This window comes from Oceanimonas baumannii, from assembly GCF_002245495.1.
Taxonomy (GTDB): domain Bacteria; phylum Pseudomonadota; class Gammaproteobacteria; order Enterobacterales; family Aeromonadaceae; genus Oceanimonas; species Oceanimonas baumannii.
On the sequence record NZ_NQJF01000012.1, the window covers coordinates 19,742 to 42,832 of the forward strand.

Genomic DNA, 23,091 nt, shown 5'->3' on the forward strand with positions numbered 1-23,091 from the left:
ATAATTGCCGTCCTTCTTATCAAATGGAATCGATGATGACTGTTTCTCTGCGTGTACCTTTACTGGGTCTTGCGGCCCTGGGGGTGAGTGGTCTGGCTCAGGCCGAGACGTTTGTATTTACTGCCATTCCGGATCAGGATGAACGCCGTCTGACCGAGCGTTTCGGAAAAATTGCCGACTACCTGTCTGAACAACTGGATGTCGAAGTGAAATATGTTCCGGTAAAAAGCTATCCGGCAGCGGTAAGTGCCTTTCGTAACGATCAGGTGCAGCTGGCCTGGTTTGGCGGCCTGACCGGTGTGCAGGCTCGGGAGCTGGTACCAGGCAGTGAAGCCATTGCCCAAGGGGCGGAAGATACTGCTTTTGTCAGTTATCTTATTGCCCATGAAAGCACCGGTCTGAGTAAAAGTGAGCAGTTACCAGCGGAGCTTGCCGGCAAACGCTTTACCTTTGGTGACAAGGGCTCTACTTCCGGCCGGCTGATGCCCGAATTCTTTTTGCGCGAACACTTTGAGCAAGGTCCTGAGCAGCTGTTCTCCCGGGTTGGCTTTTCCGGCGATCATAACCGTACCATCAGCCTGGTGCAGTCCGGTGCCTATGAAGTGGGCGCAGTGAACTATGCAGTGTGGGATGCCGAACTGGAAAAAGGCAATATTGACCAGAGCAAGGTAAACGTGATCTGGACCAGCCCGGAATATCCTGACTATCAGTGGAGCATTCGTGGCGATGTGGACACTCGCTTCGGTAAGGGCTTTAAGGAAAAGGTCAAGCAGGCGCTGCTGGAAATGAAAGATCCTGATCTGCTGGCGTCTTTCCCCCGTTCCGGTTTCGTGAATGCCACTAACGACGATTACGCCCCCATTCGTGATACAGCGGTGGCCATCGGCATTATGGATCCCGCCCAGTAATGAGTGAGCCGGCCAGCCTGTTTCACTTTGATAATGCCAGCCTGGGTTATGCTGGCAGGCCTGTGCTTGAGGCACTGAATCTGGAAGTGAAGCAGGGAGAGAAAATTGCCCTGCTGGGCGAATCGGGCACTGGTAAAAGCACTTTGCTGCGCCGGCTGCGTGAGCTTCGCCCTGATGAGGTAGCCTGGTGCCCGCAGCAGCCTGGATTGGTGCCGGTGCTGAGCACCTTTCACAATATCTATATGGGCAGGCTGGCATGCAATCCTTTCTGGTACAACCTGGTCAACCTGATAAAACCGCTGGCCACCCCCCGGGAGGAGGTCTCCGGACTGGCCAGCCGGCTTGGGCTCAGCGGGCAGTTGTGGCGTCCAGCCGGTCTGCTGTCCGGTGGTCAGCAAAGCCGGGTCAGCCTGGCCCGGGCGTTGTATCAGCAAAAGCCGGTATTTGTAGGTGACGAGCCGGTATCGGCGCTGGACGAACGGCAGGCTGCCGAGTTGCTGCAGTTGGTGTGCGAACGTCACCAGACGGTGGTGCTGGCGTTGCACAATGTAGAGCAGGCACTGACACACTGTACTCGTATTGTGGGACTGCGTCAGGGTCAGCTGGTACTGGATGCCCCCAGCCGGGAGCTGACGGCTGCCCAGTTGCGGACCTTGTATTCCTTATCATGATCTCTTCTGCTTCCATGGGGCGTACCAGCCTGCTGTTTGTCGTGGTGGCGCTGCTGTGCCTGCCCTGGGCTGATTTTTCCACTTCTACCGTTGAACCATGGTTTGAACTCAGGCGTCTGGGAGCGGGCCTGCTGTTGCCGGCCTGGCCTGATGTTTCCGTGTTGCTGTCGGCGCTGTTCAATACTCTGGCTTTTGCCTTGCAGGGGGTGGCTCTGGGCGCGTTGCTGGGACTGGGACTGGCCTGTAGTTATCGTTCAGCCTGGGTGCGTCGTCTGGCAGCGGGGCTAAGGGCGGTGCACGAGTTGTTCTGGGCCCTGTTGTTTATGCAACTGCTGGGACTGTCGGCGCTGGCCGGGGTGCTGGCCATTGCGCTGCCCTATGCTGGCACCTTTGCCAAGATTTACGGTGAGCTGTTTGAAGAGGCGGATCCTGCTCCCGAGCAGGCTCTGCCTGCGGGGTTTGGCCGGCTGACCCGGCTTATTTACCTGCAGTTACCTCTGTGCTGGCGGCAGATGGCCACCTATACCGGCTACCGGTTGGAATGTGGCATTCGCAGCTCGGCAGTGCTGGGCTTTATCGGCCTGCCTACCTTGGGGTACCACCTGGAATCGTTGCTGCGGCAGGGCTACTACGATGAAGCCGCCGCTTTTTTCTATGCTCTGGTGCTGATCATCGCCACATTACGCTGGTGGCTTCGGGGCCGTCTGGTCCCTGTTTATCTGCTGGCGGCGCTGCTATGGCTGCCACCGGTAGCAAGTTTCAACTGGGCGCTGATGGCCCGCTTTTTTACCGAAGACATTATTCCGGCCCCTTTGCGGACCGGCGACTGGGCCGGACTCTGGCCTTGGTGGGTGGCGCTCTGGCAGCAACAGGCAGGCCCGGGGCTGGCCAATACCCTGGTGCTGGCGCTGGTATCGCTGGTGGTGACGGGGGCGCTGGCGCTGTTATGGTTCCCGACGATCTCCCGCCGTTTCGGCAATGGTATCAGCCGCAGTGCCAGTCATGGCTGGCTGGTGCTGATGCGCTCGCTGCCGGAATATCTGCTGGCATTCGTAGGTATGCTGTTGCTGGGGCCGGGCATGCTACCAGCCATGCTGGCGCTGAGTTTGCACAACGGGGCCATTATCGCCCATTTGCTGGGGCATCACCTCAATACCCTGAGTCTGCGTGAAGACGCTCCCCGAGGTCTGAACCTGTACTTTTTTGAAGTGTTGCCCCGGTTATATCGTGCCTTTATGGCCTACAGCCTGTACCGGTTTGAAAATCTCATTCGTGAAACTGCCATCCTTGGCATGCTGGGGATTCCGACACTGGGCTTTTTTATCGATTCAGCCTTTAGCGAGTTCCGTTTTGACCGGGCCATGGCGTTACTGCTGGTGTGTGCCTGGCTTAACATCGTGGTTGATGTGCTTGCCCGGAGACTGCGCCAGCGGCTGCACCTGGGTAACCGTGCCGAGGTTCTTTAAAGCACCAGTCCGCCATCAATTTTCAGCACCTGACCGGTAATGTAACGGGCACGTTGGCTGGCCAGAAACAGCACACCTTCGGCAATGTCGGTAGGCTCGCCAAGGTGGCCGAGGGGAATGCGAGCGGTCATTTTGTCCAGCACTTTTTGCGGAACGGCCTGGGTCATTTCGGTGTTGATAAAGCCGGGAGCGATGCAGTTGGCTCTTATTTGCGCGCCGCCCCGGACCAGTTCTTTGGCCCAGCCCCTGGTCATGGAGATGATCCCGCCCTTGCTGGCCGCATAGTTACTCTGGCCAATATTTCCGTCGGTGCCCACAATGGAAGAGATGCTGACAATGCTGCCGCTCTGGTGGATCTGCATAAGTGGCAGCATGGCCCGCGTCATCAGAAATACGCCTTTCAGGTTAACATCCAGCACGCTGTCCCAGTCGGCCTCGGTCATTTTTCCGAGTAAGGCATCGCGGGTAATGCCGGCATTATTTACCAGCACGTCCAGGCGGCCCTGCTCTTCCAGAAGGCGGGCGCTGAGGCGGCTCAGTGCGTTGCTGTCACACACATTAAGGGTTATGGCGCTGACGTTATCATACCCGCCAAGCCAGGATTCTGCCGGGGCCATGTCAATGTCGCAGGCGTAGACCTGTGCTGCACCGGCCTGAGCCAGGGTTTCACTGATGCAGCGGCCCAGCCCCCGGGCTGCACCGGTGACGACGCAGACGTTGCCTTGCATATCCTGAGTAATACCAGTCATGATCGATATCCTTTTAAATTTGGTGTCATTTAAAACCGAGCACAGCCAATGCTAGCTTAATTTTTGCGATGCAATATATATTTTGATCTTATAAAAAATGATTTTATCTATATTTATTGTGCGGTGCGGTAATTTTGAGTAGGGGATCATGGTGGGGGAGGAATAAAAAAGCCCGCACAAGGCGGGCTTCAAACAGTGAGAGTTGCGGATGACTTACTGAGCGTTCCAGGCGGCAACCAGGGCGCGCTCTTCATCGGTCATGCCGGTGATGTTACCCAGCGGCATATACTTGTTGGCAGTCACTTTTTTTACATTTTCAGCCTGCAGCAGCAAATGCGCTTCGGTGTCCAGTATGACGCCGAGGGGAGCAGCGGCAAAGCCGGGCTGAGAGGGACTGGCAGCGTGGCACTGCACGCAACGGGCTTCCATGACATCAAGTACCTGAGCGGTGGTGACGGCAGTAACAGAAGTGGCTGCTGCGTTTTCACCGGCGGCGGTAGTTCCGGACTGAGTCTCGGCAGGCGCGGTGGCGGCTGGTGCCGGGGCAGATTTAGGTGCACCTACCCAGATGGCTACCAGGATCAGTGCCACGCCAGCGATCGGATAGCCCGGACGAATGTGACCGGCATGCATCAGCACGAAGTACTGGCGGATCAGGGCGCCTGCGAAAATGAACAGGGTCATGATCACCCAGGACAGTTCATGACTGTAGGTGAAAGAGTAGTGGTTGCTGAGCATCAGCAGTACTACCGGCAGGGTAAAGTAGGTGTTGTGTACTGAACGCTGTTTACCACGCTTGCCGTCGATCGGGTTTGGCGTTTCACCTGCTTTCAGGGCTTTAACCATGCGCCGCTGACCGGGAATAATCCAGAAGAATACGTTGGCAGACATGGCGGTGGCCATGACCGCACCGGTCAGCAGGAAGGCTGCACGGCCAGAGAAGATGTGGGTGCTCAGGTAAGCAACTACAACCATCATCACGGCAACGGCGACAGACAGAATACCATCGCGCTCCATGTTGGGGCTGATACGCTTACACAGCTCGTTGTAGACGATCCAGCCCAGCAGCAGGAATGCCAGCGCGGCAATGTTGGCCTGCCAGCCGGTCATGTTGGCAGCCCATTCCCAGGGGGAATTGTGGTTAACCAGATAGAAGCTGGGCTTGGTCAGATACAGCAGGGTAAACAGACCGAAACCGGACAGCCAGGTGGTGTAGGATTTCCAGAAGGACCAGTGCAGATCTTCCGGCAGCTGCTCGGGGCTGGTTGCATATTTCTGATTGTGGTAAAAACCACCGCCGTGTACGGCCCACATTTCACCGAACACGCCTTTTTTCTTGCACTCTTCGGACTTGGGCGGACGCAGGCCGTTGTCGAGCATGACGAAATAAATGGATTCACCCACCCAGGCGATGGCGGCAATCACGTGCAGCCAACGGAGCAGCAGGTTACCAAAATCCAGCAGATATGCTTCCATGATGGTCTTACCTTCTCTGTTTCATTTTGTATTGTTTGAGACCCTAGCGCATCGAAACAGATGTCCTGCCACTGGCGGGAGCTGAGACCACATGCGCTGCCGTGTGCTTTCAAACTGTATACAGTTCAAAAATTAAACTGTTGACAATTTGTGTGGTGATTTTTTTCAAAAACATGAACTTTGTCAACATTCATTAACAGTTATTTTTCTTGCACTTGCAACTATTGGGTTGGTTTTTATAGTGAATATTAAAGAAAAGCTGTTGTTAATCAGGTTCTTAAAGTTTAGCAATGCGCCAGCTCACCAAGTTGACTGATAAGTAAACTTTAAGCGGGCGACATCATAGCGTATCTGGTTGCTGCTGCAACCGTGCTCAGCCATCAGATGGAGACTGTCATGTCGCCATTCTGTTTACAGATAGGTCTTTCAGACGTATTCAATTTTCCCGGTGAGCGCGAAACTGGGCGACCCGGCAGGCCAGCAAATGGCGCAGTGGATCGGGGTCAAAAGCCGGGGTCAGCCGGTTCAGTACATGAGCCACACTTTCCAGAGTAGACAATGCCTGCCCCCCCGGGCCCTTGCGGATGTCATAACGTCCGGCAGGTGCGTTGCTGAAGCTTAGTGCGGGCAGCGTATTCAGCCAGGGGTTAAGATGGCGTAACAGCCGGGTTTTGCGCCAGGTGCCGTCCAGCACGATCAGACCGCCGATACCGAGCCCGGCAGGGGTGACCTGGTCGATATCCACCGCTTGCGCATCGGGATACAACAACCACCAGCGTCCGGTGGCTGGGAGCGGTGGTGCCGGCATCTGTTCGGTGACCACCCGCTCCAGTCCGGGCAGTGCCAGCTGCAGCAGGGGCACCGTGCTTTTGGCATGTTTTGCTTCCTGCGGGTGTTGCAGCACAATTACCGGTAAGGGACAGATCTGAGGCTGAACACTGGTGCACAGGCAGGTGCGTTCAGGCAGCCGGCAGTGGGGGCAGATAAAGCGGGACATGCATAAAATCCGGACTGAAAAACACCATGTTAACGGTGCCGCCAAAGGGAAGAAAGCGCATGCCGGTAAACAGATACATTGTTAAGCACCGCCGAATAGGCGAAAATAACGGCCAGTTCAGATAAACCCAGCGGATTTCATGTTTTCAGGCGCTTTCGCCGGCAGCGCAGGTCCGTGACAACCCAGAAGATTACACCATGTCAAACAGCACCATAGCGCAGGAAATTGCCAAGCGCCGTACCTTTGCCATTATCTCTCACCCGGACGCCGGTAAAACCACCATCACCGAAAAAGTACTGCTGCACGGTCAGGCCATTCAGAGCGCCGGCACCGTCAAGGGCCGCGGCTCGGGCCAGCATGCCAAATCAGACTGGATGGAAATGGAAAAGGAGCGGGGCATCTCGGTAACCACGTCGGTGATGCAGTTTCCCTATAATGACTGCCTGGTCAATCTGCTCGACACGCCGGGGCACGAAGACTTCTCGGAAGATACTTATCGTACACTGACCGCAGTGGATTCCTGTCTGATGGTGATCGACGCCGCCAAAGGCGTAGAAGACCGGACCCGCAAGCTGATGGAAGTGACCCGGCTGCGGGATACGCCCATCGTGACCTTTATGAACAAGCTCGACCGGGATATCCGGGACCCCATGGAATTGCTTGATGAGGTTGAAACCGAGCTCAATATCATGTGTGCGCCGGTGACCTGGCCCATTGGCAGCGGCAAGTTGTTCAAGGGCGTTTATCACCTGCACCGGGATGAAACCATTTTGTATCAGACCGGCCAGGGCCACACCATTCAGGACGTGCGCATCATCAAGGGGCTGGATAACTCCGAGCTGGATGAAGCCGTGGGAGATGGCCTGGCGGCCCAGTTGCGTGAGGAGCTGGAACTGGTGATGGGGGCGTCTCACGAGTTCGATCAGGAGCTGTTTCTGGCTGGTGAGCTGTGCCCGGTATTTTTTGGTACCGCGCTGGGGAACTTCGGTGTGGATCATATGCTCGACGGACTGACCAAGTGGGCTCCGGCCCCTCAGCCACGTCAGACTCATGAGCGGGAAGTCGGCGCGGATGACGACAAGTTTTCCGGCTTCGTGTTCAAGATCCAGGCCAACATGGATCCCCGTCACCGGGACCGTATTGCCTTTATGCGCATCGTCTCGGGCAAATACAGCCAGGGCATGAAGATGAAACATGTGCGCATTGGTAAAACGGTGAGTATTTCCGATGCCGTTACCTTTATGGCCGGCGATCGGGAGCGGGCTGAAGAAGCCTATGCTGGCGATATTATCGGTCTGCATAACCACGGTACCATTCAGATTGGAGATACCTTCACACAGGGAGAAGATCTCAAATTCTCCGGCATTCCCAATTTTGCCCCCGAGTTGTTCCGCCGTATCCGGCTGCGGGATCCGCTTAAACAGAAGCAACTGCTTAAGGGGCTGGTACAGCTGTCGGAAGAAGGTGCCGTACAGGTATTCCGCCCGCTGGATAACAACGACCTGATCGTGGGAGCCGTGGGTGTTCTGCAGTTTGATGTAGTGGTAGCCCGCCTGAAGGCAGAATATAATGTTGATGCATTATATGAGTCTGTGAACGTGTCGACCGCCCGCTGGGTGTATGGCGACAATGCCAAAAAGCTGGACGAGTTCCAGCGCAAGGTGTCTGCCAACCTGGCTCTGGACGGTGGTGACAACCTTACCTATATCGCGCCCACCATGGTCAACCTGAACCTGACCCAGGAGCGTTACCCGGATATTCAGTTCAGCAAGACCCGGGAGCACTAAGACGCCGTTTATTCAGGGCCGGGCATGACCCGGCCCTGAATGATGTGATGTTGTCTCTGATATTGCCGAAAGTCGTTCTTTTGCCCTTTCTGTAACTACTATTTTTCCGTTTGGCATATGCTCTTCCAGATAGGTAACCTGTCCTCACAGTTCTGGTGACTGCTTTAGCGGTATCAGCATCAATGCCATATAACACTTCCGATTACTTGACAAGAACATAAAAGAGATTAATTGCTTTTATTCGCATGATTCTGCCCCCAGGTTTCTAGTTGATGGGGTCAGCGAACCATAAAAGGCATTTTTCCTAGCTTGGGTATCGAGCACTATGCAATATAGACAACTCAAAGGAAGCTCTGTTGTCCCATTTCTGTTCGAGTCAACCCCTGCTACCGTGGCTTTAGCCTTGGAGTCATCAGGTACAGGCGGTAAATTTACTGCACCCGATAAATAACCTGTATTCTGACTCGCAAGTTCAAGCGCTAAGGCCGCTTCCTCCGGTGTTGATAGGGTAACCGTCACCACCAGCGAATCAGAGCTGATAGCACCTTCATTATCCGTTATGGTGAGCTGTAAAGTTAATTGCTCATCAGTAACCACTGCGGGAGCTTTAAATGATGTTGCTGCACTACCTGGATTTTGGATAAATACCCTTGTACCCGTAGTCTGATTCCAGCTGTAGCCAGATATCCTACCATCACTATCTGAGCCACTACCGCTTAACACAATGTTAGACAACTCACTTACTGTTTTATCCGGACCGGCTCTTACGGAAGACACTTTGTTTTGCGGCTGTGAAAGTGGCGTTTTTTCACCATCACCAGAGCTCCCTCCACATGCGGTAAGCAAGCCTGACATAATGGCCAACGCGAGGTAGTTTCTGACTTAGGGGAAACATCAGCCTTCCCTGTTCTATAAGGCATCTTCACTTCCTGTTATTGGAGCTAATTTTTAGAGTGAGCTTCAGGCCTGAGGCGTTAATGGAGCATGCTGCCAGGTCGGCAGTTTTATCACACTTTTTGCATAAAAAATGGCAAGTCAGTTGAATCGTATTCATTGGTATGTTCTGAAACAGTCAGACTTTATGTCGTCCGCAACATTGGTCTTCCTGCCTCTGCATCTCTGATACCCTTGAGTAATCGATTCCCTTGCTCAGGTGCTGCCATGCTGCTCACCGATACCCATTGCCATTTCGACTTTGACGCCTTTGCCGATGACCGGCAAGCACACTGGCACCGGGCACGGGCGGCCGGCGTACACCGACTGGTGATCCCGGGTGTGGAGGAAGGGCAGTGGTGCCGGCTGCCCGGTCTGTGCGCCGCCCTGGCTGGTACCCATTATGCGCTCGGTCTGCACCCCTGGTGGGTTGAACAGGCCTCGAGCCGCTGGCAAGCACGGCTGGTGGCGGCGCTGGATCAGGCCGGACCGGCCTGTGTGGCCATCGGTGAAGCCGGACTGGATACAGCCTGCGCGCTGCCAATGACCGTTCAGGAAGACGCTTTTGTGGTTCAGCTCCGGCTCGCCTGCGAACGTGGGCTGCCGGTGATCATGCACAGCCACAAGGCCCATGATCTGCTGCTGAAATGGCTGCGCCGTTTTACCCCGGTGGGGGGCGTGGTACATGGTTTCTCCGGCTCATTGCAGCAGGCCGAGGCTTTTTGGAAGCTGGGCATTCATCTTGGCGTCGGTGGCACCATCACCTATGAGCGGGCTAACAAGACCCGTAACACCATTGCGGCCATGCCCGCCGATGCCCTGGTGCTGGAAACCGATGCCCCCGATATGCCGTTATGCGGGTATCAGGGCCGGCCCAATCATCCCGAGCAATTACCGCTGGTACTGCAGGCGCTGGCAGACATCCGGGCCGAGCCGGCCGGGGAGCTGGCTCCCATCCTTGAGCAAAATGCGGCCCGACTGTTTCGTTGGTGAATGCAGATTATTGATAAAAACATAAATCTATCGGTATAAAACTCGAAAAAGCCTGCTTTTTTTCTACGCTGTGAGAGTCGGTCTTCAGTGGAAGGAACATGGCGATGAACCTGATCATGAGTGTGGTGGGTATGGCGGTACTGGTGCTGATAGCCCTGCTGTTTTCCAGTCATCGTGCTGCCATCCGGTTTCGCACCGTCGCGGGGGCATTTGCCATTCAGGCGGGGCTGGGCGCGCTGGTGCTGTATGTGCCTGCCGGACGCGAACTGTTAACGTCATTGTCCGATGCCGTGGCCCGGGTTATCGCCTACGCCAATGACGGCATGAGTTTCTTGTTTGGCGGCCTGGTGGGGGACGCCGCCTTTGAAAGCGGCCTGGGCTTTATTTTTGCGGTACGGGTACTGCCGGTGATTATCTTTTTTTCATCACTTATCGCAGTACTTTATTATGTTGGCATTATGCAATGGGTGATCCGGCTTCTGGGTGGGGCATTGCAAAAGGCGCTGGGCACCTCTCGTACCGAGTCGTTGTCGGCCACTGCCAATATTTTTGTGGGTCAGACCGAGGCGCCGCTGGTGGTGCGGCCTTATATTGCCCGTATGACCGAGTCGGAGCTGTTCGCGGTCATGTGCGGCGGTCTGGCCTCGGTGGCCGGGTCCGTGCTGGCAGGGTATGCTTCGCTGGGTGTACCGCTGGAATATCTGATTGCCGCTTCCTTTATGGCGGCCCCCGGCGGTCTGCTGTTTGCCAAGTTACTGTTGCCGGAAACGGAAAAGCCGGCAGAGCAGCATCAGGCGGAAGCCGCTGTGGCCGATGACGAACGTCCGGCCAATGTGATTGATGCCGCTGCCTCGGGGGCCAGTGCCGGGATGAAGCTGGCGATGAATGTCGGTGCCATGCTGCTGGCCTTTATCGGGTTGATTGCCCTTATCAACGGCATGCTGGGTGGTATCGGTGGCTGGTTTGGCATGGAAGAGCTCAGCCTGGAATGGTTGCTGGGCTGGTTGTTCTCGCCGCTGGCCTTCTTACTGGGCGTCCCCTGGGAAGAAGCACGGCTGGCAGGTTCTTTTATCGGCCAGAAGCTGGTGCTGAATGAGTTTGTGGCCTATGTGAATTTTGCACCTTATCTGTCGGATGAACTGGTGCTGGAAAGCACCGGACAGGCCATGAGTGAGCATACCCGGGCGATTATTTCCTTTGCCTTGTGTGGTTTTGCCAACCTGGCCTCGGTGGCCATCCTGCTGGGCGGGCTGGGGGGGATGGCACCTGGCCGCCGCCATGATATTGCCCGGCTGGGCCTCAAGGCGGTACTGGCGGGCACGCTGTCCAACCTGATGTCTGCCACTCTGGCGGGCTTTTTTCTGGCGTTGGGAGCACTGTAATACTGAGCACTTTTTACTACATCAAGGGTCCAATGTCGTGACGGGACCAGAGCAGGAGAGCACAGATGACAGAGGTCGCATTATCAGCCCGCCGGGTGTTAAGCCTGATGGATCTGACCAGCCTGAATGACAGCGACACTGATGCAGACATTACCGCCTTGTGTCGCCGGGCTGTGACGGCGGCGGGCACACCGGCAGCGGTGTGTGTCTATCCGCAGTTTGTGTCTCTGGCAAAAACAGCCCTGGCTGCGCTGGGCGTGGCTGAGCAAGTCCGGGTGGCGACAGTGACCAATTTTCCCGATGGCAGTGCTGATATTGCCGGTGCGGTGCAGCAAACCCAGGCCGCCATTGCTGCCGGTGCCGATGAAGTGGATCTGGTTTTTCCCTGGCGGGCGCTGCAAAGCGGTGATGAGCAGACTGGTCTGGCACTGGTGAGTGCCTGCAAGGCCGCATGTGGTGAACAGCTGCTCAAGGTGATTATTGAAAGTGGAGCGCTGTCCGAACCGGCGTTGATTCGGCGAGCCAGTGAGCTGGCCATTGAGGGCGGGGCCGACTTTATTAAAACCTCCACCGGTAAGGTCACGGTGAATGCGACTCCCGAAGCGGCAGGCATTATGCTGGAGGTGATCCGGGCGGCGGGAGGCACCACGGGTTTTAAGGCTGCCGGTGGCGTACGCACGCTGGCTCAGGCTGCGGAGTACCTTGTATTGGCCGACCGGCTGATGGGGCCGGAGTGGGTGACTCCCGCGCATTTTCGCTTCGGGGCCTCTGGCCTGCTGACGGATCTGCTGCGTATTTTGCAAGAGCCGGCAAACAGCAGCGAAAGTCAGGATGGTTACTGATCTTTCCGTGTTGAACAAGACGGCCGTAATAATTGAAGGAGAGATGATGAAACGCGCAATTGTGCTGGTTCTGGATTCATTCGGTATTGGTGCCTCTGCCGATGCCGACCGGTTCGGCGATGCCGGTGCCGATACACTGGGACATATTGCCGCCGCCTGCGCCGAAGGACGGGCGGATGAAGGCCGCAGCGGCCCGCTCAGGCTGCCCAACCTGGCTCGGATGGGGCTGTTTCATGCTCATGCCGGCAGTACCGGGGCGGTGGCGCAAGGTGTGCAACTGCCAGCCGATGTGACCGGCAGTTATGGCTACGCGCAGGAGCTGTCTTCCGGCAAGGATACGCCCTCGGGACACTGGGAGATGGCCGGTGTCCCGGTTTTGTTTGACTGGGGTTACTTTCACGACACTCAACACAGTTTTCCACCGTCGCTTATTCAGGCGCTGACAGAGCAGGCTGAATTAACGGGGATTCTTGGCGACTGCCATGCTTCGGGAACAACGATTCTTGAGCAACTGGGTGAGGAACATGTGCGCACCGGCAAGCCTATTTGCTACACCTCGGCAGACTCGGTTTTTCAGATAGCCTGCCACGAGCAGCACTTTGGGCTGGAGCGGCTATATGCCTTGTGTGAAATCGCCAGAGAGCTGCTGATGCCGTACAACATCGGCAGAGTGATTGCCCGTCCCTTCGTCGGTGACCCGGTTACCGGCTTTGTGCGCACCGGTAACCGGAAGGACTACAGCATAGCGCCGCCGGCTCCTACCGTGCTGCAAAAGCTGGCAGAAGAGCTGGATGGCAATGTGGTGTCGATTGGCAAGATTGCCGATATTTATGCGCATTGCGGCATTACCCGCAGTGTCAAGGCGACCGGACACGATGCCCTGTTTGATGCCACCCTGAGCGAGCTGAAAGCGGCGGGGCACAATACCCTGATTATGACCAACTTCGTGGAGTTTGACTCCAGCTTTGGCCACCGCCGCAATGTGGCTGGCTATGCCGCTGCCCTGGAAGAATTTGACCGGCGTCTGCCCGAATTGCTGGGCCTGCTGGAGCCGGAGGATCTGCTGATCCTCACTGCCGATCACGGTTGTGATCCGACCTGGGCCGGCACTGAGCATACCCGGGAGTATATTCCGGTACTCTGCACCGGTGCCGGACTGCAGCCTGGCTCGCTTGGTAAACGGGAGACCTTTGCCGATATCGGTCAGAGTCTGGCGGATTTTTTTGGTACCAGCCCCATGGAATACGGGCGCTCATTTCTCTGAATTTTTACCTGTTAACGGGAATACACAGCATGGCGACTCCTCATATCAAGGCTGAACGCGGCGATTTTGCCGAAACCATACTGATGCCGGGCGATCCGCTGCGGGCCAAATACATTGCCGATACCTTTCTTGCGGATGTGCGCCAGGTTAACGCTGTACGCAATATGCTGGGGTTTACCGGCAGCTATAAGGGCAGGCCGGTATCGGTGATGGGACACGGCATGGGGATTCCGTCGGTCTCCATTTATGCCAAGGAGCTGATAACCGAGTTTGAGGTGAAAAACCTGATCCGGGTGGGCTCCTGCGGTGCGGTACGTGACGATGTTAACCTGATGGACCTGGTCATTGGGCTGGGAGCCAGCACCGAATCAAAAGTTAACCGTACCCGCTTTATGGGGCACGACCTGGCCGCCATTGCTGACTTTGAGCTGACCCGGAATGCGGTGGCGGCGGCGAATAAGCTCGGGGTGCCGGTCAAGGTGGGCAACTTGTTCTCTGCCGATCTGTTTTATACCCCGGAAAGTGAACTGTTTGAGCTGCTGAAACGCTACGGCATTATCGGGGTGGAAATGGAAGCAGCCGGACTGTATGGCGTGGCGGCGGAATACGGGGCCCGGGCTCTGACCATCTGTACGGTGTCGGATCACATCACCCGTGGTGAGCTGCTCAGTGCCGATGAACGTCAGACGGGATTTGATCAAATGATGGAAGTGGCGCTGGAGTCGGTACTGCTGGATGCCTGACGGCTCAGCGCCGGCGTAGTCTGAGCAAGACGCAGGTCAGCAGCGCACCCAGGGCACCGGTCAGAGGCAGCAGCCAACCAAGGTGGCGATAAACTGCCTGCCAAATTGTCTGTTGCTCACCGGAGAGTGCAGAGCCGGCAAGGCTCAGCTGTAAAAATCCGGCAATGCGCTCCTGCTCATACAATGGCCGGACATAAACACGGGCGTCGTCGTTGTCGCCATTATTGTTGTCGGCCAGCAGCCTGCCTCCGCCATCATACAGGCGGGCACTCAGCACCAAAGGTGACCGGCTCAGTTCGGTTACCAGCTGTTGCTGGGCATCGCTGTCTTCTGCACTCAGAGAGCGCAGCGCCTGCAGCTCGGCAAAGTCTGCCAGGGCAGACGCCGAGGTCTGATATGGCAGTCCCCGCCAGCGGTGGCCCAGTTCATCCAGCGCCAGCCACTGGCGGGCGGCCAGTAACAAAAGCAGCACTGCCAGCAGTCCGGGCCAGTGCCATTTTCTGAAGTGTAATTTAAGGTTTCCCATGGCTGTCCATATTGTCTCTTGCCTGCTTAAAAAGCAATACGCTACCCTGAGCGCCGGTTTGTCGTCATAAAGGAAAAAAAGTGGCACTGTTTCTTAATGAACCGCACGACCGTGTGGTGGAGTGGAAGGGCGCGCTGGCCCAGCAGGCATATCTGTGGCAACAAGGAAAATGGGTAGCCGGGCAGTTACCTGCAGCGGAAGGCCAGTTGGTATTGCTGGCGGAGCAACTGGATAAACATGCGCTGATGACCAGTCTGCAAGTACTGGATGATGCCGGTGTTCAGGCTGAACTTTACCGGGTGGCAGCCGTGGCCGGGCGTGAACTGGCCAGCCTGCGGTTATCGGCCTGGTCGCCCGAGCTCAAGGCGGCCCTGCAACAGGTATCGGACAGCTGGGATATGGCATGTGTCCCTGCGTTACCACAAGGGGATGACCCCGGCCTGGTGCTGATGGACATGGACTCCACTGCCATTCAGATTGAGTGCATTGATGAAATTGCGGCCCTGGCCGGAGTCGGCGAAGAAGTGGCGGCGGTGACCCGAGCAGCCATGGAAGGGGCGTTGCCGTTTTCCGAAAGCCTGCGCCGGCGGGTGGCGGCGCTGTCCGGTGCCGATGCCGGTATTATTGATGAGGTGATTGGTCGTATGCCCTTGATGCCCGGTCTGACCGAGCTGGTGGCTGGTCTGAAGGCCATGGGCTGGAAAGTCGCCATTGCCTCCGGTGGTTTTGTGCCGTTTGCCCGCCACCTTCAGCAGCAGCTGGGGCTGGATGCGGTGTTTGCCAATACTCTGGAAATGGCGGATGGCAAACTGACCGGCAAAGTGCTGGGCGATATTGTCGATGCCGATGCCAAGGCCCGTATCCTGGAAGAGCTGGCACAGCAGCACGGTATTCCTCTGAGCCAGACCGTGGCCATTGGTGACGGTGCCAATGATCTGAAAATGCTTGCCAGAGCCGGACTGGGAGTGGCCCTGCATGCCAAGCCGCTGGTGCAGGAACAGGCTCCCGTGTGTCTTAACCGACTCAGCCTGGAAGGGGTGTTGGGGCTGCTGCAGGCGCGCTAAGTCGTCCCCGGGCTTGTGCCAGATCGGTGATATTAAAGATCTGGCATTGCATGGCCAGCTCCGCCAGGCTTTGCTCCAGCAGCTGGGTTTTATAAAGCGATACTTCGGTCAGCTGTTGCCACTCCGGCACATTAAATTTCAGCTGGCGCAGTTGCAGCCGGTTGATGATGGTCAGGCAGACGGTAATCCGGCCGTCGCTTGCCAGTAGCTGTTGCTGGCGCTCCGGGGACGGGTTGATCAGCAAGGAATGTGGTTGCTCTTCCGTTACCCATACTTCTGCCACCAGGTGGCTTTTACCATCGGGCCGTTGCAGTGCGCTGGCCATGGACTGCAATAACTGGCGTGAAATAAGCTGTCCCAACTGGGCTCGTCCATTGCTGTCGGTGAGCAGTGCCATCAGGCGTTGACGTACCGGACTGGCCATACTGCCCTGAACATAAAAGCCGCCGTCATTGCGTCCCAGCAAAAATACCGGACCGGATAATTGCTGCAGTGCCTGCCGGGTCAGCCACATCATCCAGGCCGGCTGCCGGGTGGTTTCGGCCCGGGCCCGCAGTTTGTCCTGATTCTGCGCCAGCAACGCAGTAAAGAAACGGCTGCCTCCATGTCCCTTGCCGCTATCAATGGCATGAAGATGTAAAATGCGTCCGCCCTTGCTGATGTTCACAACCTCATAGGGCAGCTTTTTAAGATTCCAGTCCGGGCTCAGCTTGCTGAGTTCCGGCAGGCTAACCAGTACCTGAGCGGGTAGTGTCAGCGAAACCGGTTGCCGGAGAATCAGTTTTATCCCGGCCACGGAAATATCTTCCGTTACGCCATTGAGTGGTGTGTCGTCCTGTAGCAACTCGGCTGGTGTTTCAAAACGAAAGCGGGTTTCCTTGCGCGCGGGGTGCTGGTGCAAAAAAACCGGATTGATTGCACCACTGACAGGGGACAGCAGCCATGGCAGTAATTGGCGGCCATTGGGGGGCAGGGGCTCTGTCAGTTCGGGGGCGGGCAGGGGGGTCAGCCAAAGTTGCCACTTCAGGGGAGACAATCGCTCCCGGCCCAGTATGTCCAGGTTGTCGGTGATCTGATCGGTAAACAACACCGGACGGATACTCAGATGATAAAGCTGAAGCGTGCCGGCACGCTGCCCTTCACTGATAAACTGTCGGAAGTGCTGTTGTTGCTCCAGCTGGCGTTGCTCTGCGGCAAAGTAATAGGTGCCTTTTTTGCCGGTGATCCTGAAGCTGTATAAAAACACCGGTTCATGCTGCCGGGCCGCCATGGCGAGTATTCGCTGTGGGGAAAGAAGTGCCGCCAGCAGATCGCCCGGCGTCTCCTGACGCCAGAATTCCAGCAGCTTTTTACCAAAGCGGTTGCACAGTACTTCCTGCAGGCAGCCTTGCTCATCAAAAAATAATGACTGACCCAGCCCCGACTCCAATAGTGTCTGGCCCCAGCATTGAGCGAGAGTGGTGCCGTAAAGATCTTCAGCATTCTGGCCGTAACGGCCGCGGTTTTGCTCAATAAACCGAATCAGTGCCTGACCCCAGGCGTCGTCCTGCTCAATGCGGCGCAGGCGGGCCCGATCCTGACGAGGGGCGTCGGGTTGTGGATGGCTGTGTTCACTGGCCGGGGCCGGCGGGGTTAACTGAAAACGTTTCGGTTCGCCCAGGCAGACAAACTCCGGTTGTTCTGCCAGTACAGGAAAGGACACCGCGACCTCATCCGGCAGTGAAAGCCCGGCAGGCAACGTGAGCAGGAGGCCATGAAGGGAGATGTCCAGAGTATTGGCCTGAATGGAGCCCTCGGGCAGATGAAGTTCAACCGGTGTCACAAACTGCAGTCTGAGTTCTTTGCGTCGGGTGCCAAAGGTAGGCTGATGCCAGGAGGTCGTATTCAGTAATGCTGGCTGCTTGCGCATGGCGGCAAGGTCGGCCAGCAGGGTTTCGTAAAGGCCGCGGGTATACTCGCCATTATATTGCCCCAGTAACTGCATAAAGCGTTGCTCGAGCCTGGGCGGTAACATATGGCTCAGCCCCCGGTGGAACACCGAGCGGCATTGCTCGGGAAACAGCTGGCGCAGATCCAGAACCCGCAGACAAGGGGCCTTAAGCCGGTTGGTTTCGGCCACCAGCTGATAGCGAGTCTGAGTGTCAGCATCAGGCAGCAGACTGTTCAGCAGTGTTTCTGTGTCTTGCTGATAGCTCAGGGTAACCAGGCGGTTTAGCAGGGCTTTGTAAGGGCTGAAGTCCATCCAGGTACAGGCTTGAGTGAGCGAAAAACTTCAGCCAGTATAGCAGCTTGTGAATTAATGAGTGAGAGAGCATGGCCAAGTCGAAAACTGCCTTTGTGTGTGGTGAGTGTGGTGCCGAGTTTCCCCGCTGGCAGGGGCAGTGTTCCGAATGTAAAGAGTGGAATACGATCAGTGAAATACGGCTGGCACCGGCTACCTCATCAAACCGTAACGCGCGTTTTTCCGGGTATGCCGGTCTGCAGGAAAGCAAAGTGCAGACGCTGGACGAAATTGCCATGACCGAAATTCCGCGCATAGACAGTGGCTTTCGTGAGCTGGATCGGGTGCTGGGGGGCGGTTTGGTACCGGGCTCGGCCATTCTGATCGGGGGGAATCCCGGAGCTGGTAAAAGTACTCTGTTGCTGCAGGTGATGTGTGGTCTGGCCGGACGCATGAAAACGCTGTATGTCACCGGGGAAGAGTCGTTGCAGCAAGTGGCCATGCGTGCGCAGCGGCTGAGTTTGCCCCGGGATCGGCTGCGTATGCTGTCGGAAACCAGTGTGGAGCAGATTTGTCATGTGGCCAGGGAAGAAAAACCGGCGGTGATGGTGATCGACTCCATTCAGGTTATGCATGTGTCCGATGTGCAGTCGGCACCGGGTTCGGTCAGCCAGGTACGTGAGGCGGCGGCCCAGCTGACCCGTTTTGCCAAACAACAGGGTGTGGTGATCCTGATGGTGGGTCATGTGACCAAAGACGGCACCCTGGCCGGGCCCAAGGTGCTGGAACACTGTATCGACTGTTCGGTACTGCTGGACGGTGCCACTGACAGCCGGTTCCGCACCTTGCGCAGCCATAAAAACCGTTTTGGGGCGGTGAATGAGCTGGGCGTATTTGCCATGACCGAAACCGGTATGAAGGAAGTCAGTAATCCTTCCGCTATTTTTCTCAGCCGGGGCGAAGAGCTGGTGACCGGCTCGGTGGTGATGGTTATCTGGGAAGGTACCCGCCCGCTGCTGGTGGAGTTGCAGGCGCTGGTGGATTACTCTCAGCTGGCCAACCCCCGCCGGGTCACGGTGGGGCTGGAGCATAACCGGCTGGCGTTGCTGCTGGCGGTGCTGCATCGTCATGGCGGCATGCAGATGGCGGATCAGGATGTGTTTGTCAATGTGGTGGGCGGGGTGCGGGTGGAAGATACCAGTGCCGATCTGGCCTTGCTGCTGGCGCTGGTGTCGAGCTTTCGTGACCGGGCTTTGCCCAAGGAGCTGGTGGTGTTTGGTGAAGTTGGTCTGTCGGGAGAAATCCGGCCGGTGCCGTCCGGTCAGGAACGGTTGATGGAAGCTGCCAAACACGGCTTTACCCGTGCCATCGTGCCCTGGGCTAACCGACCCAAACAGGCCCCTGAAGGCATGGAAGTGATCGCGGTGAAAAAGCTGGAAGACGCCCTGGAGGCGCTGTAATCGTTCAGTTTTCCTTGAGCAGCTGCTCCAACTGGCGATGCAGCAGTTGCTCCTCGCCCAGGTTCAGCTCTACCAGCCGGCGCAGCCGGGTGGCACTGTCCAGATCCAGCTGCTCGCACTCCAGCCCTATATGATCACCTTGATGATGGCGCTGGTGGCCAGACATGGTAATCCGGTTGCCATCATCGAGCAGTAGCTGCAGGCTCAGCCTGTCACCGTTGCTGCCTGGCCAGGGATGCTGCAGTGTCAGCAGGGCTCCGTGAAGAGAGATATCCCTGACTTCGGCAGGAAAAGAGGTGCCGTAGTCATCCTGCAACAGGGCGCTGGCATTGAATTCAATGCGGCTGAAGGCGCGGCGTTCACTCATAGAGCCTCCTCTCAGGCCGGTTCACCGGTGTCCAGGTGATCGGCAAGACGAATAGCCGATACCAGCCGGTCTTCGAGTGAGAAGCGCTCTTCCAGCAACTCACCCAGTCTGTTCAGATCCTGATCCAGCTCCATTTCCATCATGAGATCGTCATCGGCCTCATGATATCGGTCATGAAAGTTAAGGGCTTCATCGGTATTGCGTTTGATGCGCGGATAAATACGCTCGGCCAGTACCCGGGCATTGCCTTTGGAGGCTTCATAAGCGGCGAGCACGTGGTCGTAAATTTCAAAATGGCCAGCTGAGACATAATCTATCAGCTGGCCACAGAATTCATGCAGTTCTTCTTTCGCGGGCAGGTTTTTATTGGTGGAAAGGCGAATATATTCGACGAGTAAATGCTGGCGAGCATTAAGAAAGGCGTCCAGTGCCTTATGTATTCCGCCAAGCCTGGCTTTGGTTTGTTCCAGTTTCCCGAGCATGATTCCCTCCGTGGGCTGCCTGATGGGCTCACTATCTATAACTAATGAAAAGTGGTGCCGGGGTCAATAGCTTATGGTGGATTTGTAACCATTATGGGGGGCAGGCCGGCTTTTTCGCGTTCCTGTGCGGTGGTGGTACAATGCGGCCAAATTTTGCCACAGATGCGGAACCACGGAATGAAACCACTTAAGAATGATACTTATCTGCGTGCGCTGATGCGTCAGCCGACTGACTACACTCCGGTATGGATGATGCGTCAGGCCGGTCGCTATCTGCCGGAATATAAAGCGACCCGTGCCCAGGCCGGCGACTTTATGTCTCTTTGCCGTAATGCCGAGCTGGCGTGCGAAGTTACCCTGCAGCCGTTGCGCCGTTTTCCGCTGGATGCGGCCATTCTGTTTTCCGATATTCTGACCATCCCTGATGCCATGGGGCTGGGGCTCTATTTTGAAACCGGTGAAGGCCCGCGTTTTGAACGTCCGGTCACCTGTGCCGCCGATGTGCAGCGTATCGGGATTCCCGATCCGGAAGGTGAGCTGGGATACGTGATGAATGCCGTGCGTACCATTCGCCGGGAATTACAGGGCGAGGTGCCGTTGATTGGTTTTTCCGGCAGCCCCTGGACCCTGGCCACCTATATGGTGGAAGGCGGCAGCTCCAAGGCCTTCACCAAAATCAAGAAAATGATGTATGCCGAGCCGCAGACCCTGCATCTGCTGCTCGACAAGCTGGCCGACAGTGTGACCAGTTATCTGAATGCACAGGTTGCTGCCGGTGCCCAGTCGTTGATGATCTTCGACACCTGGGGCGGTGTGCTGACTCCGCGGGATTACAATGAGTTCTCGTTGCAGTACATGGCAAAAATCGTGGACGGCCTGACCCGTGAAAGTGACGGCCGACGTGTGCCCGTGACCCTGTTTACCAAAAATGGCGGACAATGGCTGGAAGCCATTGCGGCCACCGGCTGTGATGCCGTGGGCCTGGACTGGACTATTAATATTGCCGATGCCAAGCGCCGTGTGGGCGATAAAGTGGCCCTGCAGGGCAATATGGATCCGTCCATGCTGTATGCCTCACCCGAGCGTATTGAGCAGGAAGTGGCCAGCATTCTGGAAGGTTTCGGCCATGGGCCCGGCCATGTATTCAACCTGGGCCACGGCATTCATCTGGATGTTGAGCCGGAGCATGCAGGTGCCTTTATTGAATCGGTACACCGTCTGTCACGGTCTTATCACGCCGGGTAAGAGAGTGATGTCTAGTCCTGAACTTCCTATATTCGGGGGAAAGGTGTAAACCATATTCAGGATTAGACAAGACGTATAAAAAAAGCGCCTCAAGGCGCTTTTTTTATACGTAGCTGAAGGTTAACCGGCTGATAACTGTAGCTTCAGTTGCTTTACCCGGGTAAGAAATTGCTGACGATCATTACCGGTCAGGCCTTCCGCCATGGGAAGTTTCACCTGCATAGGATCCACTTGCCGGTTATTTACCAGAAACTCGTAATGCAGATGCGGTCCGGTAGAGCGGCCGGTGTTACCGGACAGCGCGATCTGTTCACCGCGGCGTACCTTGTCTCCGGGTTTGACCAGGAATTTGCTCAGGTGCAGAAAGCGGGTGGTGTATTTACGGCCATGACGAATAACCAGGTAGTTACCGGCCAGGCGATGCCGGGTAGCCTTGACGACCACGCCGTCACTGGGGGCGACGACCGGAGTGCCGGTAGGCACTGCAAAGTCGGTGCCCTTGTGAGGACGAACACGACCCGTTACCGGGTGTTTGCGGTGAAGATTAAAGCTGGAGCTGATACGGGAGCGATGCTTGAGCGGAATACGCATAAAACCGCGCTCCATACTGTTGCCTTTAGCATCATAGAAATTGCCGTCTTCATGGCGGAACACCTGGTAACTGCGACCGGCATTGACGATCTCGACTGCCTGCAGCTCGGATTTTCCGGTGCTCTCTCCTTCCACAAACTCGCGCTTGACCACTACTCTGAAGGTGTCGCCCTGACGCAGGTCACGGGCAAAGTTCAGTTGCCACTGAAACAGGTTGGCCACTTTCTGTATTTGCCCTGCCGACAGTCCGGCACTGCGTGCACTGAGATAAAAGCTGCCGTTAATGGTGCCGCTAAGGCTGCGGCTTTCCCAGCGGCTTTCTTCGGTTTTCAGGCGGCTGGTATAGCTATCGCCGCTGCGGCTGAAAATACGAGTGTGCAGAATATCACGCTGTAGTTTGAATTCCTGCAGCAGGTTATCCTGGTCAATCAGCAGGTACAGGGTCTGTCCCGGGCGGAGGCCATCGAGGGCCCGATCCTTATCTGCATCCAGCAGCTTGTACATGGTAGCCAGAGGCAAGCCCAGGCCGTTAAAAATGGTACTTAGGGTATCGCCGTTCTGCACCACATATTCCTGCCATTCCGGCTCACTGGCGGCAATTTCATCCAGTGCATCCACCGGCTCGGCGGCACCGATATCATCGTTGGGCAGGGCATAAAACTCGGTGCTGTCGACACGCTCCTGTTGGGGAACGTGCAGTGATGCCGGGATGCTGATGCGTACCGGCTTATCCATCAGTTCACCCGGAGTCGGGATCAGGGCCGCAGTGAAAAGGGTCAGGCCACTGAGCAGGACAATGCCGTACAGGTGACGCTTGGGCAGGGAAGTGGGTATGTCCTGCAGTCTGCTTTGTATCGGGCGGAGAAACTTCATCCGGTTTACCTGTGCCTGTAAATAATTACACGATGCATGGAAGCGGTGTTT

Annotated in this window: 21 protein-coding genes; 12 read left to right on the plus strand and 9 right to left on the minus strand. The window is 56.5% G+C overall.

All coding sequences use genetic code 11. The annotated features are described in order from the left end of the window. The first annotated feature begins 35 nt into the window (after window positions 1-35). The 3 genes from B6S09_RS14090 to B6S09_RS14100 are packed head-to-tail and all read left to right on the plus strand — an operon-like array spanning window position 36 to window position 3,045. Window positions 36-908 (plus strand): putative selenate ABC transporter substrate-binding protein, encoded by an 873-nt coding sequence (locus B6S09_RS14090; RefSeq protein WP_208321788.1) that lies wholly within the window; start codon window positions 36-38, stop codon window positions 906-908. Beyond that, the gene (locus B6S09_RS14095) at window positions 908-1,579 is read left to right on the plus strand and encodes an ATP-binding cassette domain-containing protein (protein ID WP_094279135.1); all 672 of its coding nucleotides are present in this window, start codon (window positions 908-910) and stop codon (window positions 1,577-1,579) included. The genes B6S09_RS14090 and B6S09_RS14095 overlap by 1 nt, the downstream gene beginning before the upstream one ends. Beyond that, window positions 1,576-3,045 (plus strand): PhnE/PtxC family ABC transporter permease, encoded by a 1,470-nt coding sequence (locus B6S09_RS14100; RefSeq protein WP_243832879.1) that lies wholly within the window; start codon window positions 1,576-1,578, stop codon window positions 3,043-3,045. Before B6S09_RS14095 ends, B6S09_RS14100 begins: the two co-directional genes overlap by 4 nt. Here B6S09_RS14100 and fabG read toward each other — a convergent pair. The 3 genes from fabG to B6S09_RS14115 form a co-directional block, all read right to left on the minus strand. Next, window positions 3,042-3,794: a 3-oxoacyl-ACP reductase FabG gene (fabG, locus tag B6S09_RS14105; protein ID WP_094279137.1), complete on the minus strand. Its 753-nt coding sequence runs from the start codon at window positions 3,792-3,794 to the stop codon at window positions 3,042-3,044. The genes B6S09_RS14100 and fabG overlap by 4 nt on opposite strands. 213 nt (window positions 3,795-4,007) lie before the next feature. Next, window positions 4,008-5,270, minus strand: a complete 1,263-nt coding sequence (locus B6S09_RS14110) for a urate hydroxylase PuuD (RefSeq protein WP_094279138.1) — start codon at window positions 5,268-5,270, stop codon at window positions 4,008-4,010. 436 nt (window positions 5,271-5,706) lie between these two features. Next, on the minus strand, window positions 5,707-6,267 hold the full coding sequence (locus tag B6S09_RS14115) for a tRNA-uridine aminocarboxypropyltransferase (protein ID WP_094279139.1): 561 nt from the start codon (window positions 6,265-6,267) through the stop codon (window positions 5,707-5,709). 197 nt (window positions 6,268-6,464) lie between these two features. Between B6S09_RS14115 and prfC the strand changes: the two genes are divergently transcribed. After that, the gene (prfC, locus tag B6S09_RS14120) at window positions 6,465-8,054 is read left to right on the plus strand and encodes a peptide chain release factor 3 (RefSeq protein WP_094279140.1); all 1,590 of its coding nucleotides are present in this window, start codon (window positions 6,465-6,467) and stop codon (window positions 8,052-8,054) included. A 237-nt stretch (window positions 8,055-8,291) separates the two neighbouring features. On the opposite strand, the gene B6S09_RS18330 is transcribed toward prfC, so the two are convergent. Continuing rightward, window positions 8,292-8,831 carry a PKD domain-containing protein gene (locus tag B6S09_RS18330; protein WP_134114011.1) on the minus strand — a complete coding sequence of 180 codons (540 nt, stop codon included), beginning with the start codon at window positions 8,829-8,831 and terminating at the stop codon, window positions 8,292-8,294. 384 nt (window positions 8,832-9,215) lie between these two features. On the opposite strand from B6S09_RS18330, the gene B6S09_RS14125 reads away from it, so the two are divergent. From B6S09_RS14125 to deoD, 5 genes are all read left to right on the plus strand, one after another. Further along, window positions 9,216-9,980 (plus strand): TatD family hydrolase, encoded by a 765-nt coding sequence (locus B6S09_RS14125; RefSeq protein ID WP_094279141.1) that lies wholly within the window; start codon window positions 9,216-9,218, stop codon window positions 9,978-9,980. A 104-nt stretch (window positions 9,981-10,084) separates the two neighbouring features. Next, window positions 10,085-11,362 (plus strand): NupC/NupG family nucleoside CNT transporter, encoded by a 1,278-nt coding sequence (locus B6S09_RS14130; RefSeq protein WP_094279142.1) that lies wholly within the window; start codon window positions 10,085-10,087, stop codon window positions 11,360-11,362. Between the two features lie 65 nt (window positions 11,363-11,427). After that, complete coding sequence (gene deoC / locus B6S09_RS14135; RefSeq protein WP_094279143.1) at window positions 11,428-12,204, plus strand: deoxyribose-phosphate aldolase; 777 nt, start codon at window positions 11,428-11,430, stop codon at window positions 12,202-12,204. Window positions 12,205-12,250: 46 nt separating this feature from the next. Next, window positions 12,251-13,468 carry a phosphopentomutase gene (locus B6S09_RS14140; RefSeq protein WP_094279144.1) on the plus strand — a complete coding sequence of 406 codons (1,218 nt, stop codon included), beginning with the start codon at window positions 12,251-12,253 and terminating at the stop codon, window positions 13,466-13,468. A 29-nt stretch (window positions 13,469-13,497) separates the two neighbouring features. Continuing rightward, complete coding sequence (gene deoD, locus B6S09_RS14145; RefSeq protein WP_094279145.1) at window positions 13,498-14,211, plus strand: purine-nucleoside phosphorylase; 714 nt, start codon at window positions 13,498-13,500, stop codon at window positions 14,209-14,211. Window positions 14,212-14,215: 4 nt separating this feature from the next. On the opposite strand, the gene B6S09_RS14150 is transcribed toward deoD, so the two are convergent. After that, window positions 14,216-14,737, minus strand: a complete 522-nt coding sequence (locus tag B6S09_RS14150; protein ID WP_094279146.1) for a hypothetical protein — start codon at window positions 14,735-14,737, stop codon at window positions 14,216-14,218. An 80-nt stretch (window positions 14,738-14,817) separates the two neighbouring features. On the opposite strand from B6S09_RS14150, the gene serB reads away from it, so the two are divergent. Then, complete coding sequence (serB, locus tag B6S09_RS14155) at window positions 14,818-15,801, plus strand: phosphoserine phosphatase SerB (protein ID WP_094279147.1); 984 nt, start codon at window positions 14,818-14,820, stop codon at window positions 15,799-15,801. Here serB and B6S09_RS14160 read toward each other — a convergent pair. After that, complete coding sequence (locus tag B6S09_RS14160) at window positions 15,761-18,043, minus strand: PilZ domain-containing protein (protein WP_094279148.1); 2,283 nt, start codon at window positions 18,041-18,043, stop codon at window positions 15,761-15,763. The genes serB and B6S09_RS14160 overlap by 41 nt on opposite strands. A gap of 71 nt (window positions 18,044-18,114) precedes the next feature. On the opposite strand from B6S09_RS14160, the gene radA reads away from it, so the two are divergent. Continuing rightward, window positions 18,115-19,482 (plus strand): DNA repair protein RadA, encoded by a 1,368-nt coding sequence (gene radA / locus B6S09_RS14165; RefSeq protein ID WP_094279149.1) that lies wholly within the window; start codon window positions 18,115-18,117, stop codon window positions 19,480-19,482. A gap of 4 nt (window positions 19,483-19,486) precedes the next feature. Here radA and B6S09_RS14170 read toward each other — a convergent pair whose 3' ends face one another. Both B6S09_RS14170 and rsd read right to left on the minus strand, forming a co-directional pair. Beyond that, window positions 19,487-19,849, minus strand: a complete 363-nt coding sequence (locus tag B6S09_RS14170) for a PilZ domain-containing protein (protein ID WP_094279150.1) — start codon at window positions 19,847-19,849, stop codon at window positions 19,487-19,489. Window positions 19,850-19,860: 11 nt separating this feature from the next. Further along, the gene (gene rsd, locus B6S09_RS14175; RefSeq protein WP_094279151.1) at window positions 19,861-20,331 is read right to left on the minus strand and encodes a sigma D regulator; all 471 of its coding nucleotides are present in this window, start codon (window positions 20,329-20,331) and stop codon (window positions 19,861-19,863) included. 177 nt (window positions 20,332-20,508) lie between these two features. On the opposite strand from rsd, the gene hemE reads away from it, so the two are divergent. Then, window positions 20,509-21,576, plus strand: coding sequence for a uroporphyrinogen decarboxylase (gene hemE, locus B6S09_RS14180; RefSeq protein ID WP_094279152.1), 1,068 nt, complete (start codon window positions 20,509-20,511; stop codon window positions 21,574-21,576). Window positions 21,577-21,696: 120 nt separating this feature from the next. Here the strand turns inward: hemE and mepM are convergent, their stop codons facing one another. Then, window positions 21,697-23,040 carry a murein DD-endopeptidase MepM gene (mepM, locus tag B6S09_RS14185; RefSeq protein ID WP_094279153.1) on the minus strand — a complete coding sequence of 448 codons (1,344 nt, stop codon included), beginning with the start codon at window positions 23,038-23,040 and terminating at the stop codon, window positions 21,697-21,699. Window positions 23,041-23,091: the final 51 nt, after the last annotated feature.

Coding starts and splice junctions, on each gene's coding strand:
- B6S09_RS14090 (WP_208321788.1), top strand. CDS start 36: ATGACTGTTTCTCTGCGTGTACCTTTACTGGGTCTTGCGGCCCTGGGG.
- B6S09_RS14095 (WP_094279135.1), top strand. CDS start 908: ATGAGTGAGCCGGCCAGCCTGTTTCACTTTGATAATGCCAGCCTGGGT.
- B6S09_RS14100 (WP_243832879.1), top strand. CDS start 1,576: ATGATCTCTTCTGCTTCCATGGGGCGTACCAGCCTGCTGTTTGTCGTG.
- fabG (WP_094279137.1), bottom strand. CDS start 3,794: ATGACTGGTATTACTCAGGATATGCAAGGCAACGTCTGCGTCGTCACC.
- B6S09_RS14110 (WP_094279138.1), bottom strand. CDS start 5,270: ATGGAAGCATATCTGCTGGATTTTGGTAACCTGCTGCTCCGTTGGCTG.
- B6S09_RS14115 (WP_094279139.1), bottom strand. CDS start 6,267: ATGTCCCGCTTTATCTGCCCCCACTGCCGGCTGCCTGAACGCACCTGC.
- prfC (WP_094279140.1), top strand. CDS start 6,465: ATGTCAAACAGCACCATAGCGCAGGAAATTGCCAAGCGCCGTACCTTT.
- B6S09_RS14125 (WP_094279141.1), top strand. CDS start 9,216: ATGCTGCTCACCGATACCCATTGCCATTTCGACTTTGACGCCTTTGCC.
- B6S09_RS14130 (WP_094279142.1), top strand. CDS start 10,085: ATGAACCTGATCATGAGTGTGGTGGGTATGGCGGTACTGGTGCTGATA.
- deoC (WP_094279143.1), top strand. CDS start 11,428: ATGACAGAGGTCGCATTATCAGCCCGCCGGGTGTTAAGCCTGATGGAT.
- B6S09_RS14140 (WP_094279144.1), top strand. CDS start 12,251: ATGAAACGCGCAATTGTGCTGGTTCTGGATTCATTCGGTATTGGTGCC.
- deoD (WP_094279145.1), top strand. CDS start 13,498: ATGGCGACTCCTCATATCAAGGCTGAACGCGGCGATTTTGCCGAAACC.
- B6S09_RS14150 (WP_094279146.1), bottom strand. CDS start 14,737: ATGGGAAACCTTAAATTACACTTCAGAAAATGGCACTGGCCCGGACTG.
- B6S09_RS14160 (WP_094279148.1), bottom strand. CDS start 18,043: ATGGACTTCAGCCCTTACAAAGCCCTGCTAAACCGCCTGGTTACCCTG.
- radA (WP_094279149.1), top strand. CDS start 18,115: ATGGCCAAGTCGAAAACTGCCTTTGTGTGTGGTGAGTGTGGTGCCGAG.
- B6S09_RS14170 (WP_094279150.1), bottom strand. CDS start 19,849: ATGAGTGAACGCCGCGCCTTCAGCCGCATTGAATTCAATGCCAGCGCC.
- rsd (WP_094279151.1), bottom strand. CDS start 20,331: ATGCTCGGGAAACTGGAACAAACCAAAGCCAGGCTTGGCGGAATACAT.
- hemE (WP_094279152.1), top strand. CDS start 20,509: ATGAAACCACTTAAGAATGATACTTATCTGCGTGCGCTGATGCGTCAG.
- mepM (WP_094279153.1), bottom strand. CDS start 23,040: ATGAAGTTTCTCCGCCCGATACAAAGCAGACTGCAGGACATACCCACT.